The following is a 17,917-nucleotide window of genomic DNA, read 5'->3' as shown; positions in this document are numbered from 1 at the left end:
GGGAATGCTTACTCTGCTTGAATTTTAGCTTATTTTTGGTTTAGGAGTCAGTAAAAGTAATTATCCAAACCTAATATTATCTAAATTTAATCTGCCCAAGGAAATGTATTTAAAATACAATTAAGCTCGGATTATTCCTGAAGAAGTACGCCTGGAGTATTTGGCATGATGATTGCATTACCCGGATTTCAAATTGTCACTTTGTTAAAAGCAGGGGTAAAAGCAGTCATATACCGTGGAATCAAAGTTAAAGATCAGTGTCCGGTAATTATCAAAGGGCTACGTCCAGAACAGTGTACACCCAATAATATTGAGCAATTTAAGCATGAGTATGCGATCGCTCAAAGGTTAAACATTGCAGCAGCAGTCAAAGCCTACGCCTTAGAGATGCACCAGGGAATCCCTTATCTAATTATGGAGGATTTTGGGGGGCGATCGCTTGACCTGTTGCTAGACCAATTTCAACAGCCTGTTCCATTTTTGAAGATTGCTATTGAAATCACCAGCAGACTTGCACAAATTCACAGCTATCACATTGTTCACAAAGATATTAAGCCACAAAATATCTTAGTTAACCTCGAAACTAATCAGGTCAAGATTGCTGATTTTGGAATTGCTGCTTTCATTCCCTATGAGCAGCAAAGGGTTAGCAGTTCCAGTCGCATTGAAGGCAGTCTACCATATCTGTCACCTGAGCAAACCGGGCGGATGAATCGAGGGATTGACCATCGCAGCGATTTGTATTCACTGGGAGTCACCTTCTATGAAATGCTCACAGGTGAGCTACCGTTTCAAGGCAAAGACCCCTTAGAGTGGGTGCATTGTCATATCGCCAAATCTCCGCCATCCCCGAAAAAGCTAAACTCTGATATTCCCGAAATGCTTTGTGACATCATCATAAAATTGCTGTCCAAGGTTGCAGAACAGAGATATCAGAGCGCTTTAGGTCTGCAATTTGATCTGGAACGGTGCTTAGAGCAATTGCAGACAACCACAGAAATCCAATCCTTTGTTTTGGGTGAGCAAGATATCTCAGAGCGCTTTCAAATTCCCCAGAAATTGTATGGACGAGAACAAGAAATTGCCAAGCTTCTCCAAGCATTTGAGCGAGTTGTTAGCCAAGGAAAACCAGAGATAGTGTTTGTCTCTGGCTATGCTGGGGTTGGGAAATCTTCTCTGGTGAAAGAGATTCACAAGCCGATTGTCAAAGAACACGGGGTTTTTATCTGTGGTAAGTTTGATGAATACAAACGAGATATTCCTTATTCCACCATTGTTCAAGCTTTTCAAACACTTGTTCGGCAAATTTTAATGCAGCCCGAAGATAAACTTGCTACCTGGAAAAAGCGAATACAAGCAGCATTAGGGAACAATGGTAGACTAATTGCTAATCTAATTCCAGAACTTAAACTAATCATTGGAGAACAGTCTCATATACCATTGGGGCCTGCTGAATCTCAAAATCGATTCAACTTGGTGTTTCAGAACTTTATCAGCGTCTTTGCTCAAAAAGAGCATCCACTCACTGTTTTTTTAGATGATATGCAGTGGGCAGACAGCGCTACTTTAAACTTAATTCAAACTATTATTACTGGCTCTAATATCCAGTATCTCTGCTTCATTTTGGCCTATCGAGATAACGAAATAGATGTTGTATATCCCATAAATTTGATGATGGAGAAGGTTCACCAGTATGGAGCAAAAATAACTGAAATTGTACTGACTCCCTTAAATCTTATTTATGTAAATCAGTTGATTGCTGATACATTGCATAGTTCAGCAGAACGAGTCGAACCTCTTGCTCAATTAATTATCCAAAAAACTGACGGTAATCCTTTTTTTGTAAATGAATTTCTAAAAACACTGCATCAAGAAAATCTGCTGAATTTTGATCGCCAACATGGTGTTTGGCAATGGAATCTAGCTCAGATTGAAGCCCAAGGCATTACAGATAATATTGTCAATTTGATGATTGGGCGGATGCAAAAACTGCCACCCCCAACTCAACAGGTGCTTAAGTTAGCCTCCTGTATTGGTAATCGCTTTGATTTAGAAGTTTTAGCGATCGTTGGTGAACAATCTATTCAAGAAACGGCAAACGCACTTGTTGAAGCAATTTTAAGAGGATTAATTATCCCCATTGAGTCAGATGAAAGTACCCAAAAAAACTATCGTTTTTACCATGATCGAGTTCAACAAGCTGCTTACGCCTTAATTGCCGATGAATCAAAGTCGCTGGGATTAGAGCGGAAGTTTGAATTAATTGCCAAAACCTACTTGCAAGCAGCTAAAAATTCCTATGGACGCTGGGAGGCATCTGCTAAAGTCAAGCAACTCGAAGAGTGCTATCCTCAGCTATTGCCACGACAACAGTCTGTCTCTAACGGAACCTTTTTTACTACAGGTGAACATCTAGACTTTCTATCGGTTGTTAAAGCATCTCAAACAATATCTAGTGAAATTTTGCTTTCACGGTTGTTGAAGACATTAATGCAGATTGTCATCGAGCAAGCAGGAGCAGAAATCGGTTATTTGTTGCTTGAAACCGAGCAAAATATGGTAATAGAAGTAGAAGCTAAGGTTAATCCCCAGGCAGCAAAGCCCAATATTTATCGACCCGTATTAAAGGGCGACATTTCACAGGTTATTCCTCAATCAATCCTGAATTATGTTCAGCGAACTCAAGAAACAGTGATTTTGCCGAATGCCACTGAGCTGAATCTGTTTTCTGGAGATGAGTATGTAATTCAAAAGCAACCTAAATCTGTACTTTGTTTGCCGATCGCCCGTCAGTCGAAACTACTTGGTATTTTATATTTAGAAAACAATCTCATCCCCAGCGCTTTTACACAGGATAAACTTGCTGTACTAGAGATTTTGACAGTTCAAATTGCGATTTCTCTAGAAAATGCTCATCTTTATCAAGGTCTAGAAAATAGCCAAGAACAACTCAACCTGGCGTTGAAGTCTGCCCAAATCGGTGTTTGGAGTTGGGATATTACCAATGATCAGTTTGACTGGGATGAGCAAACTTATCAACTATTTGGGTTAACACCTGAAACCTTTGTTGCCACCTCCGAAGCAATTTTAGCTCGCCTGCATCCAGATGATCGGGGATTGCTGGCTCAATCTTTGAGTCGAGCGATTAACGAAGGCGTGGAGCATGATTTAGAATATCGAATTATTTGGAATGACGGCAGCATCCGCTACCTAGCCTGCCGGGGAAAAGCCTTTTTCAACGAAGCAGATAAAGCCACACACATGAGTGGTGTTGTGCTTGATATCACCGATCGCAAACAATCTGAAGCCAAACGTATTCAACTAATTCAAGAGCAAACTGCCCGTCTGGAAGCAGAAGCCGCTCAGCAACGAGCAGCGTTTTTGGCTCAAGTCAGTACAACACTCGCCTCTTCCCTTGATTACGAAAGCACGCTAACAAGCGTGGCAAACCTGGTTGTGCCCTACTTTGCCGATTGGTGCAGTGTTAATCTCCTGCAAGACAATCAAGCAATTAATCAAGTAGCAGTTGCCCACCGAGATCCAGAGAAAGTGAAACTCGCCTGGGAACTCTATCAGCGTTATCCCAGAGATTTGGATGTATCTGAAGGTGTGGCTAAGGTGCTGCGTACAGGACTTGCAGAAATGGTAACTGAAATTTCAGATGCAGCCCTAGCAGCAGCCATCGAAGATCCAGAACATCTGCGGATTCTGCGTGAACTTGGTTTAAAGTCATGTATAATTTTGCCCTTGATGGCACGTGAAAGAATTTTTGGTGCAATTTCCTTTGTGACTGCTGAATCAGAACGTCGTTACAGCATAGCTGACTTGTCACTGGCAGAAGATGTTGCCCATCGAGCTGCGATCGCCATCGATAATGCCCGCCTTTACCAAGAAGCGCAGCAAGCACAAACAACAGCAGAGCGAGCATTAGAGCGAATTGCCCGTCTCCAGTCGATCACAGCTGCCCTTTCAGAATCGCTGACACCAGCCCAAGTATCTGAAGTCATTGTCGAGCAGAGCATGGCTGCCTTGGGAGCTAGTTCAGCCCTCGTCGCTTTGCTGAATGAAAGTAAAACTGAACTGGAAATTGTGCGTGCGGTTGGCTATAACCAAGATTTGCTGGACACTTGGCGGCATTTTGCCATAGATTTACCCTTTCCCCTAGCAGAAGCCGTGCGGACTGGGCAACCTATTTGGGCACAATCGAGACAAAATCAGATAGCTCGTTACCCTCATCTAGCTGAAATTTACGCTCAATATGACATTGATCCCTGGATTTCTATTCCATTGATGGTAGAAGGTTGGGCAGTTGGAGGTATAACTTTGGGATTTGCCCAGCCTCAACTACTTAGTGGAGAAGATCAAGCGTTTATCTTGGCTGTTGCTCAACAATGCGCCCAAGCGATCGCTCGCGCCCACCTTTACGAAGCCGAACGAACGGCGCGAAACGCTGCTGAATCAGCAAACCGGATCAAAGATGAATTTCTAGCTGTGCTGTCTCATGAACTGAGAACACCGCTTAACCCAATTCTGGGTTGGACAAAACTGATGCGAACCCGCAAACTTGACCAATTAACAAGCGATCGCGCCCTCGAAACCATTGAGCGCAACGCCAAGTTACAAACCCAATTGATTGAAGATTTGCTCGATGTCTCCCGCATCCTTCAGGGTAAACTTAATCTCAACTTCTACCCGATTAATTTGGTATCAGTCATTGAAGCTGCGATCGAGACAGTGCGTTTATCAGCACAGGCCAAGTCCATCGAGATTCAGACAATTCTTGAATCTGATGTCGGGCAAGTTTTAGGCGATGCCAATCGATTGCAACAAGTCATTTGGAATATCCTTTCCAATGCCATTAAGTTTACTCCCACTGGGGGACAGGTAAAAATTAAATTAGAGCAGGTTGGCTTACAGGTACAAATCTGCATAACTGACACAGGGAAGGGGATTGTACCTGAGTTCTTAGCTTATGTCTTTGATTATTTCCGTCAAGCAGATAGTGCCACAACTCGAAAATTTGGCGGTTTAGGTTTAGGATTAGCGATCGTCCGGCATCTTGTAGAACTTCACGGGGGAACTGTTCAAGCAGAAAGCCTGGGCGAAGGACAAGGAGCAACTTTCACCGTCATACTTCCATGCTTACAGGATGAAAGCAAAGGAATCAAGGATGCAAAAGATAATTCCTCACTTCTGGCAGATCAATCTTCACCCTTGTCTGGCTTACAGATTCTCGTGGTGGATGATGATGCAGATATGCGAGAATTTTTGTCCTTCATGCTAGAGCAGTATGGTGCAACTGTGATCACCGTAACCTCAGCCATTGCAGCTTTAACTACACTGAGTCAATCCCAGCCAAATCTGATCATCAGCGATATTGGGATGCCAGAAATGGATGGTTACATGCTGATGCGACAGGTGAGAAGTCTAAAACCAGAGCAAGGCGGGACAATTCCAGCGATCGCCTTAACTGCCTATGCTGGTGAGATGGATCAGCAGCAAGCGATCGCTGTCGGATTTCAACAGCATATTTCCAAACCTGTAGATCCACAGGAATTGGTAAAGGCGATCGTGTTATTAGGGACTGACAAAAAATAAATTATCCAAAATTATTTGTACATTTGTAGGGGATCTTGGCCTTGCGCCCCGGAGATGGGATGGTTTTTTAACTGGAAGTCCCTTAGATTCATTACAAACAGGACTTACGCAAAATCATGATAAAACGAACCGCAAAGGACGCATACTCCTACGGAGAAGCAAGCTACGCGCAGCGTCTCCAAGAGTTGGACACAAAGGAATAAGAGTTTCAGAGAGTTCTTGCGTAAGTCCTAACAAAAATAAATTTTTTGAAAATGAAATTCATCCCACCCCCTAACAGCAGGCTCTTAGGTTAGCTCAAACGCAGCTTTGGCTCTTTGGGCTTGGGGTATTATGCTTAATTGCCCGGACATCATAATTATCCCAAATTCCAAATCTAACGCTCGCGGACTCGCTCTAAGCGAACGCAAGAGCGTCTCTAAGAGTTGCCGCAGGCTTTACGCAACGCTTACGACAATTCCATGATCCAAAATTGCTTGACTTCCACCTGACTCCACAGGATGACGCTAGCTAAACAAGCGATTAAACTATGGGTAATATCAAGCAATTGTTGTTTTTAGCACCACTTACATAAATTTAATTTCATTGTTAAATCTAAAATCTTATCCTGCTATATAAAATACCGATTATGTCAGTGTATCAAGGAAGTTGTGGGGAGACCGCCGATATGATTATTGGTGTTCACAACCAAGAAAACCGCGAATTACAAGCAAATTCGGCTCCTGTAGGTGCTCTTGCCACAAGACAAGGAACTTTTTCTACGTTTCTTGCTCCCCTGACTCAGGATACTTTTAAACAGGTCGTTAAGGATGTCGAGCAAAAATTACAGATTGTCCATCAAACCCTGTCAATGCTGGATTCTCACGGGTTTGAAACTCTTCTGCAAGAAATGTTGCATTCGATTACCTTGAAAACCGGGGAATTATTAGGGGCAGACCGGACAACGATATTTTTATTGGATGAAGAAAAACAAGAACTCTGGTCAATTCTGGCTGAGGGGGAGGGCGATCGCTCTTTAGAAATTCGCATCCCCGCTGATAAAGGCATTGCTGGGGAAGTCGCCACCTCCAAGCAAGTTATCAATATTCCCTTTGATTTTTATAGTGACCCGCGATCGCATTTTGCCCAAGAACAAGAAAAAAGAACTGGCTATCGCACCTACACCATGCTGGCTTTGCCATTGTTGAATGAACATAGGCAATTAGTTGCGGTAGTGCAATTACTGAATAAATTAAAATCTGGAAATAATCACGATGCTCCACTTGCAGAGCGCATTGATACCAAAGGTTTTATCTGTGCTGACGAAGAATTATTTCGAGAATTTGCCGCTTCGATTCGCCTAATTTTAGAATCCTCACGCTCTTTTTATGTAGCCACCCAAAAACAAAGAGCAGTGGCGGCGCTGATGAAGGCGATCAAGTCCCTCTCTCAAAGCAGTCTCGACTTAGAAGACACCCTGAAGCGGGTGATGGATGAAGCCAAGGAACTGATGAATGCCGATCGCAGTACCTTATGGTTAATAGACCGCGATCGCGATGAATTGTGGACGAAAATCACCCAGGATGATGGTTCAATTAAGGAGTTGCGAGTCCCCGTAGGTAAAGGCTTTGCTGGTCTAGTAGCTGTTTCTGGCAAAAAACTAAATATTGCTTTTGACTTGTACAACGATCCTGACTCGGAGACAGCCAAACAAATTGACCAGCAAAATGGCTATCGTACCTGTAGCTTGCTTTGTATGCCAGTATTTAACGCCGATCAACAACTGATTGGCGTTACCCAACTCGTAAATAAAAAGAAATCAGGAGATTTTCCCCATTATAATCCAGCTGATTGGCCGAAAGCTCCTGATTGCTTCCAAGCTAGCTTTGACCGCAATGATGAAGAATTTATGGAAGCTTTTAATATTCAAGCGGGAGTAGCGCTGCAAAATGCCCAGTTGTTTGCCACAGTCAAGCAACAAGAACAAATGCAACGGGATATTCTGCGTAGTCTTTCCAATGGAGTGGTTTCCACTGATAAAACTGGATTAATTATCGCCGCTAATGAAAGTGCCAAACGTTTGCTAGGACTGGGGCCAGAAGACCGTTTAGAAGGTAAATTAGTTACTGATGCGATCGGCATCAAAGAAGGTGACTTTAGCAAGTGGTATCAGGATGCTTTACACGCAGTTGACTTAAAAGGCCGCCAGCAATATTACCCCGATCGCACACTTTTAAGCACTAGTATCAAACAGCATAGTATTAATTTATCGATTAATACAATTGCCGATGCTAGCGACCAAGAGCAAATCTGTGGGGCGCTAGTGGTGATGGAAGATATCAGTGATGAGAAGCGACTCAAGAGTACGATGTACCGCTACATGACCCAAGAATTAGCCGAAGAATTGCTGAAACTAGATGACGCTAAACTAGGAGGCGATCGCAAAGAAGTTTCGATTTTATTTTCTGATATTCGCGGCTACACCACTTTGACAGAAAACTTGGAAGCAGAAGAAGTGGTGAGTATGCTTAATGAATATTTTGAATCAATGGTAGAGGCAGTCTTTAAACATAAAGGTACTCTTGACAAATACATCGGCGACGCCATCATGGCTGTGTTTGGTTCTCCCCTACCCTTAGAAAACCACGCTTGGATGGCAGTGCAAACATCCTTAGAAATGCGCGATCGCCTGCACGAATTTAATCAACGCCGCTACGCAGTTGATAAGCCCGGAATTAAGATTGGCATTGGCATCAATTCTGACACCGTGATTAGTGGGAATATTGGCTCTAGTAAGCGGATGGAATTTACCGCTATTGGCGATGGTGTTAATCTTGGCTCCAGACTAGAAAGTGTTAGTAAACAGTATGGTTGCGATATTATTATTAGCCATAACACTTTTAAACCATGCCAAGATTATATTTGGGCTAGGGAATTAGATTACATTCGTGTCAAAGGCAGAAATGAGCCAGTAGCCATATATGAATTACTGGGTTTGCGTTCTGATTCCATTGAAAGCGAAAAACTGCAAGTGATTGAGCACTATCATAAAGGACGCGAGTATTACCTTAAGCGCCAGTTTACCTTTGCTAGAGCTGAATTTGCCAAAGTTTTGGCAGCAGACAAGCATGATAAAGCTGCTATGTTGCATCTGTTGCGTTGTCAGCATTGGTTACAATCACCTCCAACAGATGGAGATTGGGATAAAGGAGTCTGGACATTTCAGGAAAAATAATTTGAAATGGGTTGTTTATTTTTGCCGCGCTGTACTAGTAGTCTGTAGATATCGCCTCTGGCAGGCGCTCTGCACCATCGCTCTTTTGTTTTCCTCTCTACCAGACGCACTGTTAGATCGCTTGAATGCCGCAAGGAGCGTGTTTGCCTCAGCAAGATAGAGGCAGGCGATTGCCTACGGCAGACTACGCGATCGCACATATCTAATTAGGGGGCTTTGGGTTTAACGAACTTGAGAGTCATGCGATCGCTCTCCCCAATGGCGAGGAAGCGTTGCCTATCTTTTTGTCCTTGGCTCAAGGTCGGAGGTAGTGTCCAGACTCCACCTGGATAGTCTTTAGTATCCTTTGGGTTGGCGTTAATCTCTGATTTACCCACCAATTTGAAGCCGGCTTTCTCCACAGCAGCAATTACCCCATCAACAGACATATAGCCAGTTTTGATACTCTCTTGCAAAGAAATGCCTGGTTTGGCACGGTGTTCTTCCACTCCCAGGATGCCCCCCGGCTTGAGTGCTTTGTAAGCCGCCGCGTAAACCTGCTCGGCATATCCAGCCTTAACCCAGTTGTGAATATTACGGAAGGTAAGAATCATGTCCACGGAATTGTCTGGGGCTAGGGTAAGTTCATTTGGGGGATTAATTTCAACGACTTTGACCTTACCAAAAATCTTTGGCTCACCTGCTAGCTTCTGTTGGAAAGTCAAAGCCGGTTTACTCGTGCTGGGAGCAAAGTTGGTAACTATGAATTGTCCCTTTTGCTGTAGAAACGGGGCAAGAATCTCGGTATACCAACCACCCCCCGGCCACAATTCAACCACAGTCATATTCGAGCGCAGACCGAAGAATTCAAGAGTCTGGGCTGGGTGACGGTACTTGTCTCGGTCACGATTTGCAGCAAAGCGATGACTGCTGGTAAGTATAGTTTGGAGCGTGGTTGTGTGGTCAAAAGCTTTGGCTTGTTCGCTTTCGTCGGCTAAAACACTGGTGGGCATTACGAATGCCAACAAAAAAAAACCTAGAGTTAGGGCTTTTAGCAAGCCTTGGTGGCGGGTGGGATTTTGGGCAAATTTCATAACTGTTTTTTCTACTTTCCGCTTCAGCATAAAGGCAAATAGAGTTCTCATAAATGGTGAGTATTGCACATTTTTGTGCTATTGTTTCTGACAAAACTGGAGGGAATGCAATGTGATGCGATCGCTGATAAATTTTCCTCTTTGAATCGAGGGCGATCGCAATCAAGAAGTTTATGCATGGCTCTAGGTTTGAGTATGAGTAACTGCTAGACTGATTGATTCACCCAATAAGGTGAATGTTTAGCCTTTTTGCAATTGCAGATACTGCATTAGCAAAGATGGCAACATCTTTACCAACGCTCTAAAGAGCGAATAATGCAGATTTTTCTCCAGCGATGTTGTGGAAATTATGTAAAAATTAGCTAAATAATAAGGTTTGACAATTCTTTTAGTGACACATGATAACCGGATTCTTGATATTGCCGATCACATCGTCTATATGGAAGATGGTATTGATGTCAGGGCAAAAGTAAATGCCGCTTAATCTAACCAATTTATAACCGTCATTCTGATATTCTTCCCCACTCCAATATGACTCAGTTAATCTCGCCACCCCAAGAACCCATTGATGGTGCTGTACCGGAGAAAAAAAAAGGTAAACTGTCTCCTGCTGTGCTTATCCCCGTAGCCCTATTACTCATAGGTGCAGGTGTAGCAACTTGGTTTTTTCTCTTACCGCATTCGGAAGCTAACGCGCTGCGCTTGAGCGGTCGCATTGAAGGCTATGAAACTGACATTGGTGCAAAAGTAGCGGGTCGAATCGAGTCAGTAGCAGTGCGAGAAGGGGATGCAGTCCATAAAGAGCAAGTGATTGTGAAGTTGGATGATGCAGAAATTCAAGCACAACTTCAGGGTGCAGATGCCCGTTTAGATTCCATTCGCAAACAAGAAGAACAGGCGCGGTTGCAAATCAATATCCTAGAAAGTCAGATTATGGAAAATCAGCTTTCTTTACAACAGGCGCGAGGCGATGCCAAAGGTCAGATTTTTCAAGCTGAGTCATCGGTTGCTTCAAGTCAGGCGCAACTAAATCAAGCGATCGCTCAAGTAGAACAAGCCAAATCGGAATTGAAACTCACGCAAATAAATCGCGCTCGCTACACTAAATTGGTTGCTGACGGAGCTGTTACCCAGCAACAATTTGACCAAGCCCAAACAAGCCTTGAAACTGCCCTTGCTACCCTGAAATCACGTCAAGCAGCAGTAGATTCTTATCGGAAATTAGTCAATTCTGCCCAAGGACAATTGACCCAAGCCCAAAGCACAGCGTTAAATCCTTCTATTCGTAACGCCCAACTAGGTGGATTACGCGCCCAATTGGCACAGACACGCTTAAAACTAGCCGCATCTCAAGCTGATGTCGCCAATGCCAAAGCTTCTCAGCAAGAAACTAAAGCCCAGATTGCTTACCTGAATGTGAAAAGCCCAATTGAAGGCGTAGTCGTCAGCCGGAGTGTAGAACCAGGAGCCGTTGTTACCACTGGCAAAACCCTGCTCACAGTGATTGATCCCAAAACAGTTTATTTACGTGGTTTTATCCCCCAAGGCGAAATTGGAAAACTGCGAGTTGGTCAGTTAGCGAAGGTATTTCTAGATTCAGCACCCAAAAAACCCTTAAGTGCTAAAATTGCTGCCGTTGACACCGAAGCATCTTTTACCCCTGAGAATATTTATTTCCAGCAAGACCGGGTTAAACAAGTTTTTGGCGTCAAAATCACCATCGACAACCCCAATGGATTCGCCAAGCCAGGAATGCCAGCTGATGCTGAGATTAGCATCGCACCAGAGGCAAAAAAATGACCAGAAACAAAAAGGTACAAGCCCCTAAATTTATTTATGGAAAATAAAAAAAATGTATTTCGAGATACGTAGTACAAGAAATACTACGTCAGTTGACTCAGAGCAACTAAATTTATGGGGTTCAAAATGTTTGACTTTTGACTTTTGACTTTTGACTTTTGACTTCCCCGTTCGCGCAGCGTCCCGTAGGGAAGGGGCTGACCTTTGCTATACTCCAATTCCCCAATCCAAAATTCTATGACTACCATCACGCCATCTGCTGATCTGGGCGATTCATTAAGTCATCCCAAAATTGGTGCAGAAGTAATTCAGGTAGAAGGTTTATCCAAACGTTATGGAAAATTAGTCGCGGTTAAGGGAATAGATTTTGCCGTCCAACGGGGAGAAATCTTTGGCTTAATTGGCCCTGATGGTGCAGGAAAAACAACCACCTTCCATATTTTGGGTGGGGTCATGGAAGCATCTGCTGGCAATATCCAGATTTTAGGCAAACCACCCCGCGATGCCCGTTTATCTATTGGTTATCTGACACAGCAATTCTCACTGTATCTCGACTTGAGCATTGATGAAAATCTGCGTTACACTGCGGGATTGCGGGAAGTTCCCGAACAGCAATTCTTTGAGCGTCGTCAGAAATATCTGCGATTAATGAGTTTGGATAAATTTGGCAATCGCTTGGCTGGTCGCCTCTCCGGTGGGATGAAGCAGAAATTAGCTTTGTGCTGTGCATTGATTTCCCAACCCGAAATTCTGCTGTTGGATGAGCCGACTACAGGAGTTGACCCGGTATCTCGGCGAGAATTTTGGGATGTTCTCGCCGCCATTGCCGCAGAGGGAGTGACAGTAGTTGTGGCGACACCTTATTTAGATGAAGCCGAAAGGTGCGATCGCATTGCTTTAATGTATGAAGGCGAAATTCAGCAAATTGGCACCCTTTCTCAGTTGCGAGAGAGTCTGGGTTTACAGCGTTTGGAAGTTCGGACTCAGCACATTGAAGCAGCTGAACGAGTATTACATGAGGCGACAAATAGCAAACAGACATCAATTGTCGATGTGCAAACCTTTGGCGATCGCCTGGATGTACTAGTTAAAGATGTCGCAGTCGGTACAGCGGCAGTTCAAACAATTTTCACTCAGCAGCGGCTACAACTTGACAGCATTCAAACTACTGACGCTACCTTAGAAAACGTTTTTGTTTCCCGTCTGCGTGCATCTGGCAATGACCCAGAATTTATGGCTTTTCCCAGTACAAAAAGAAGGTCTGAGGAAAGAGGAATTGCATCTATTGCTATTGGTGCAAATAAAATAAGAAAGGTGTTTGGCGACTTCCAGGCAGTTAAGAGTGTAGATTTGGAAGTTAGCTATGGTGAAATTTACGGGTTGTTAGGAGCGAATGGTGCAGGAAAGACAACTACGATTAAGATTCTCTGTGGTCTTTTAGAACCAACATCTGGAAAAATTTCTTTAGCTGGACAAACTCAGAATCTGCGTAGCAGGGCTGTGCGCCAACGCATCGGTTATATGAGCCAAAAATTCACCCTCTACGATGATTTGACTATTATCCAAAATCTGGAATTTTACTGTGGAGTTTATGGTGTACCAAGTCGGTTACGCCGCACCAAAATTGACTGGGTACTTGCCACCTGTGGTTTAGTTGGCAGAGAAAATATGCTCACGGGACAACTACCAGGAGGATGGAAGCAGCGAGTAGCTTTTGGCGCTTCAGTGATGCACGAGCCAGAAATTTTGTTTTTAGATGAACCGACATCAGGAGTAGACCCCTTAGCACGTCGTCAGTTCTGGCGATTGATTAATGAGTTTGCCAGAGCAGGTACAGCAGTACTGGTGACTACCCATTATTTAGAAGAAGCAGAACAATGTAACAGGATGGGGTTTATGGTGGCGGGTGAAGTGGTGACACAGGGTTCGCCGAGTCAGATTAAAGCTGCTCAACCTGGTCAACTTGTAGAGGTTGTAACCGATAAAACCCAAGATGCCTCTAATTTACTCAAAACTCAATTGGCACCGTGGCGAGTATCAATTTTTGGCGATCGCTTACACCTTGTTCTCGATCATCCAGACTCAGATATTCCCTATATCCGCTCAATTTTACAAACACAGAAGATTAATATTCGCTCTCTGCGACCCATTCCCTTTTCTCTCGAAGATGCATTTATTGGTATTGTACAACGTACCCAAGAAGAGGAGAGGGGGGAGTAGGGGAGGTAGGGGGAGAATTAATAATTAAGGACAAATGACCCATAACACATGAAACGAATTTTCTCTCAATGTCGCAAGGAATTAGCCCAATTTCAGCGCGATCGCTTTACTTTAGCACTAGCATTTCTCCTACCATTTATCAGCTTAATTATCTTCGGTTTTGCTATTCGATTAGAATCTAAAAATATTCCCTTATTTGTCCAAGATTTTGACATCAGTCCCCTTAGTCGTGCTTATACTGAGCGTTTATTTGCGACCAATCAATTTGAACAAATTAATAATCATAGCTTTCCGCTTCTGAATTCAAATGCAAAACCTACAATTCCAAATCCTGAATGGGCAATTGATCAGGGACTTGCAAAAGCTGCTGTGGTCATTCCCCCAGATTTCAGTCGTCGCATTAAATCTGGTTTAACTAGCACAGTACAAATTTTAGTTGATGGAACTGATGTAAATAATGCACGAGTTATCAAAAACAGTATTCAAGCAACAACAAGATTTTTTCTTCAAAATTCTGGCTTCCAACCATCATCTGATAAAGTTATTGCCCATATCCGCCTCTGGTTTAATCCAGGAAGAAAAGAGTCTCTTTCAATAGTGCCAGGTGTTTTCGCAGTGATTTTATGGATTTTTCCCTCCTTATTAACAGCAATTACTATGGTGCGGGAAAAAGAAAAAGGGACAATATTACAAGTTTACACTTCTAATCTCAGCGCTGAAGAATTCCTCTTAGGAAAAGCTTTAGCTTACCTACTAATTGGAATTAGCGAAGCTTCACTTATTATAATCATGAGTGTAATAATTTGGCAATTGACATTAGCTGGAGATCCAACGCCATTATTAATGGGTACACTAATGTTTTTGATAGATAGTACTATGTTTGATTTATTAATTGGTATTCGCTCTCCCACTCAAAATGCTGCCGTCCAGACTATTGCGTTACTAGGTTTTTTGACATCTTTATTACTAAGTGGATTCATTTATCCGCTTACTAATATACCCTTCCCACTCTCACTAATTACTTATATTGTTCCAGCACGTTATTATATTGAAATTACTCGTGATGCCTATGTACGCGGCACTGGGTGGCCAGGGGTCTGGTTCTCATTTTTAATGCTAGTTATTTTAGGGTTATTGCTATTTAATGCAGCCCGTGGGATATTAAAACGAATGCAATTATCAGATTAATCATTACCTGAATATTATATTTATTATTTTATACAGCAGTTTGCAACTAAATCAAGTACAGCACCTCACCCTGAAAGCCAGATAGAAAGCTTCTTTCACTCCTGTACAGACAAAGATTTTTCGCGTCTCTATATATACCCTTTTTATAATTTAGAACTAAATTAACCATGAAATTAATCCAAAGATTGTTCAATAGCCGATTCTGGAGTTTAGCAATTAAAGAATTTCGCCAAATTTTGAGGAGTAAAGAAACACTAGTATTATTGATAATTCCTCCCACAATCCAAATGCTAATTTATGGGTTCTCTCTGAATCCAGATGTGCATTATCTAAAATTAGGAATCGTTGATTATGCTAATACTTATGAAAGCCGAGAGCTAGTTGCTGAATTAACTGAAAATAAAGTCTTTGTAGTTGAAAAATATATGTTCAACGATCAGGACTTAGGTGAGCAAGTGCGACAGGGAAAAATCACAGCAGGATTGGTAATTCCCTACGATTTTAACCGCCATTTATCCGAAGAAAAACCAGCCGACATACAGGTTTTAGTTGATGCAGTAGATGCTAATACTGCTGGCATTGCTCAAGGTTATTTAAGTCAGATTATTTCTCAATTTAATCAACGATTTTCATCTAATCAAGCACCAGCATTAATTAACCCGGAAACAACCTTTCTTTATAATCCTGGACTAGTGAGTAGTTGGTTTTTCATTCCAGGGGTTTTGGGAGTAGTTTTGACACTAATTAGTTCTTTAGTTTCTTCAGTCACAGTTGTCCGAGAAAAGGATACAGGAACTCTTGAACAACTGTTAATGACTCCAGCTGAAGCTTGGGAAATTTTGTTAGCTAAAATTGTGCCGCTGTTTATTCTGTTGATGGGTGATGTCATCTTAGCTTTGAATTTGGGAAGATTAGTTTTTGGAGTGCCTTTTCGAGGCAATGCTTTTCTATTTTTAGGACTATCAGGACTTTATTTATTTGTAGGAATTGGCATTGGGATTATGCTGGCAACAATATGTCGTACTCAGCAACAAGTTGTACTGACATCATTTTTTATTAATTTACCATTGATTCAACTTTCTGGTGCGCTCTCTCCCGTTGAAAATATGCCTTTAATATTGAAGTATATATCGCTACTAAATCCTCTACGTCATTATGTAGCGATTGTCCGGGGAATACTGCTCAAAGGCTCAGGTTTAGACGTACTTTGGTTGAATGCGATCGCACTTTTGGTTTTTGCAATAGTGCTTTTATCTATCAGTATTAACCAATTTCGCCGTCAACTAAGCTAATCTTCATAGGTAGCTTAATTCAGAACTAGCAACACTTATCATCAACTTTTAGCACTGCCACAATATTTAAGTCAAACTATACTGCATATAAACCACTACCGATCGATCATTTTTTTCGTTTCCAGTCTCTGGCTGGAAATGCATTAAAAGCGGCTTTACCGCAAATTCAGGAAGCGGAGCCTCACATTAGATTTTTCACTCTTGTTAAACTTGTTCCTGCTCTGGCTCTTGTTGAATGCCTACAAATTCTCTTCTTAAATCGTCGTCAGACGGTCTTGTGCGAAATTCCTCGTGGGTGTATATCCACAACAGATAAACAATGCGCTTTGTCTCGTTAACCACATACATGAAGCGACATTTCTTTGCCGCTCCATCTAACTCAGGCGCTCTAAATCGAATTTTTCTAAATTTAAAATCTGATTTATACGTTCTTTTGGGAAAACCTTCGTCATCTGAAAATGAATTAGAGCTAGGATTTTCGCGGAGTTGACCTATGTAGTCATTAACTAACTCCAAAAAGAATTTCTAGCTCTTTCATTTTTACGGTAGTGACTTTTAATTAATTTTTCGAGGCTAATCTCAAACCTCTCTAATGGCTCTATCCGATATGCTTCGCAACCAGTCACGGGTTTCCTCCGGTTTTAACTCTTTGCCCTGGATTGTACCTGAGTACAATTGTTCTAGAGTATCAGATAAAACCGCTTGATAACTGGGATCTTGACGCTCAACAGCATCTAAAATAGTGTCAATCAGTGTATTTATAGCCTTCATGCAAGATTTGAAAGCTTCTCTCTGATTGGTTACGTGCAAAAACAAGAAATAAATTATTGCCCAAATTTCCAGCTTCAAGCTAAACACACCTTTTGCTGGTGGTTCGAGCCAATCATACGCAAACTTTTTTAACCCTTCGCGGTCTTCGACAGAAAGATTGCCCCACTCCTGCTTAACTCTATGGGTTAATTTACGAATCTTGGCAGTTAATTGCTCAAAATTCGGTTTGTCACCGATCTTTCTTTGTCGGATCTGCTCAAACTCATGAGTAAAAATTACAATCGCAGTGGACACCGCTTCACTCTCCTGGCTTGCTTCTGTTCCTAGACGACAACATTCATTAAATAACTAGGTTGACCTACTAGGTTGACCTAAGTTCGCTGACTTGATCGTTTCAATTTGTATCACTTTACTTTAGATTGTCTCACTTTATTCTAAAACACAAGCTCCAAGCTGTCTTCCGGATTGACATGAAGTCGGAAGAATCTGATATCAGTAACTATAATCATCAAAATTCGATTACAGATTTAATATACCAAGCCTTAATGGTGTTGTTGAAAATCTTTTCACAAACTTCAAAGTATCATCTCCGTGAATGCCCATCACCTTGACTATGTCTTGGAGATTTGGGAGGTAGTCACACAAGTGAATTGCGATTGATCACTTCTACCCAAGAGCATCCCTTTTTGCTTGGATACTTAAGTATCCAATCAACTAGGCAGAGTCAAGAGCGATCGCATCCTCCAACTTGCCAACACACC

At 42.3% G+C, this 17,917-nt stretch carries 10 protein-coding genes; 6 read left to right on the top strand and 4 right to left on the bottom strand.

The window, feature by feature from the left end; genetic code table 11:
* Positions 1-165 precede the first annotated feature (165 nt).
* Together Q0541_RS08330 and Q0541_RS08325 are read left to right on the top strand one after the other, a co-directional pair.
* On the top strand, positions 166-5,598 hold the full coding sequence (locus tag Q0541_RS08330) for an AAA family ATPase (RefSeq protein ID WP_298908124.1): 5,433 nt from the start codon (positions 166-168) through the stop codon (positions 5,596-5,598).
* A gap of 628 nt (positions 5,599-6,226) precedes the next feature.
* Positions 6,227-8,812: an adenylate/guanylate cyclase domain-containing protein gene (locus tag Q0541_RS08325; protein ID WP_298908122.1), complete on the top strand. Its 2,586-nt coding sequence runs from the start codon at positions 6,227-6,229 to the stop codon at positions 8,810-8,812.
* Positions 8,813-9,018: 206 nt separating this feature from the next.
* Here Q0541_RS08325 and Q0541_RS08320 read toward each other — a convergent pair whose 3' ends face one another.
* Complete coding sequence (locus Q0541_RS08320) at positions 9,019-9,936, bottom strand: class I SAM-dependent methyltransferase (protein WP_298908119.1); 918 nt, start codon at positions 9,934-9,936, stop codon at positions 9,019-9,021.
* A gap of 480 nt (positions 9,937-10,416) precedes the next feature.
* Between Q0541_RS08320 and Q0541_RS08315 the strand changes: the two genes are divergently transcribed.
* Positions 10,417-11,685, top strand: a complete 1,269-nt coding sequence (locus tag Q0541_RS08315; RefSeq protein WP_298908115.1) for an HlyD family efflux transporter periplasmic adaptor subunit — start codon at positions 10,417-10,419, stop codon at positions 11,683-11,685.
* 83 nt (positions 11,686-11,768) lie between these two features.
* Here Q0541_RS08315 and Q0541_RS08310 read toward each other — a convergent pair whose 3' ends face one another.
* Positions 11,769-11,933, bottom strand: a complete 165-nt coding sequence (locus tag Q0541_RS08310) for a hypothetical protein (RefSeq protein WP_298908113.1) — start codon at positions 11,931-11,933, stop codon at positions 11,769-11,771.
* Here Q0541_RS08310 and Q0541_RS08305 point away from each other — a divergent pair.
* The 3 genes from Q0541_RS08305 to Q0541_RS08295 all read left to right on the top strand — a co-directional run bounded on the left by Q0541_RS08305 (position 11,923) and on the right by Q0541_RS08295 (position 16,385).
* A complete protein-coding gene (locus tag Q0541_RS08305) occupies positions 11,923-13,905 on the top strand; it encodes an ATP-binding cassette domain-containing protein (RefSeq protein WP_298908111.1) in 1,983 nt (660 codons plus the stop codon). The genes Q0541_RS08310 and Q0541_RS08305 overlap by 11 nt on opposite strands.
* A gap of 48 nt (positions 13,906-13,953) precedes the next feature.
* Complete coding sequence (locus Q0541_RS08300) at positions 13,954-15,093, top strand: ABC transporter permease (RefSeq protein WP_298908108.1); 1,140 nt, start codon at positions 13,954-13,956, stop codon at positions 15,091-15,093.
* A 167-nt stretch (positions 15,094-15,260) separates the two neighbouring features.
* Positions 15,261-16,385 carry an ABC transporter permease gene (locus Q0541_RS08295; protein ID WP_298908105.1) on the top strand — a complete coding sequence of 375 codons (1,125 nt, stop codon included), beginning with the start codon at positions 15,261-15,263 and terminating at the stop codon, positions 16,383-16,385.
* 204 nt (positions 16,386-16,589) lie between these two features.
* On the opposite strand, the gene Q0541_RS08290 is transcribed toward Q0541_RS08295, so the two are convergent.
* Positions 16,590-16,901 carry a hypothetical protein gene (locus Q0541_RS08290; RefSeq protein WP_298908102.1) on the bottom strand — a complete coding sequence of 104 codons (312 nt, stop codon included), beginning with the start codon at positions 16,899-16,901 and terminating at the stop codon, positions 16,590-16,592.
* Positions 16,902-16,964: 63 nt separating this feature from the next.
* A complete protein-coding gene (locus tag Q0541_RS08285; protein WP_298908099.1) occupies positions 16,965-17,450 on the bottom strand; it encodes a hypothetical protein in 486 nt (161 codons plus the stop codon).
* Positions 17,451-17,917: the final 467 nt, after the last annotated feature.

It is taken from the genome of uncultured Nostoc sp. (assembly GCF_937863485.1).
Taxonomy (GTDB): domain Bacteria; phylum Cyanobacteriota; class Cyanobacteriia; order Cyanobacteriales; family Nostocaceae; genus Nostoc.
The sequence above is the reverse complement of the archived record's forward strand: the minus strand, read 5'-3'. Positions and strand labels throughout refer to the sequence as shown.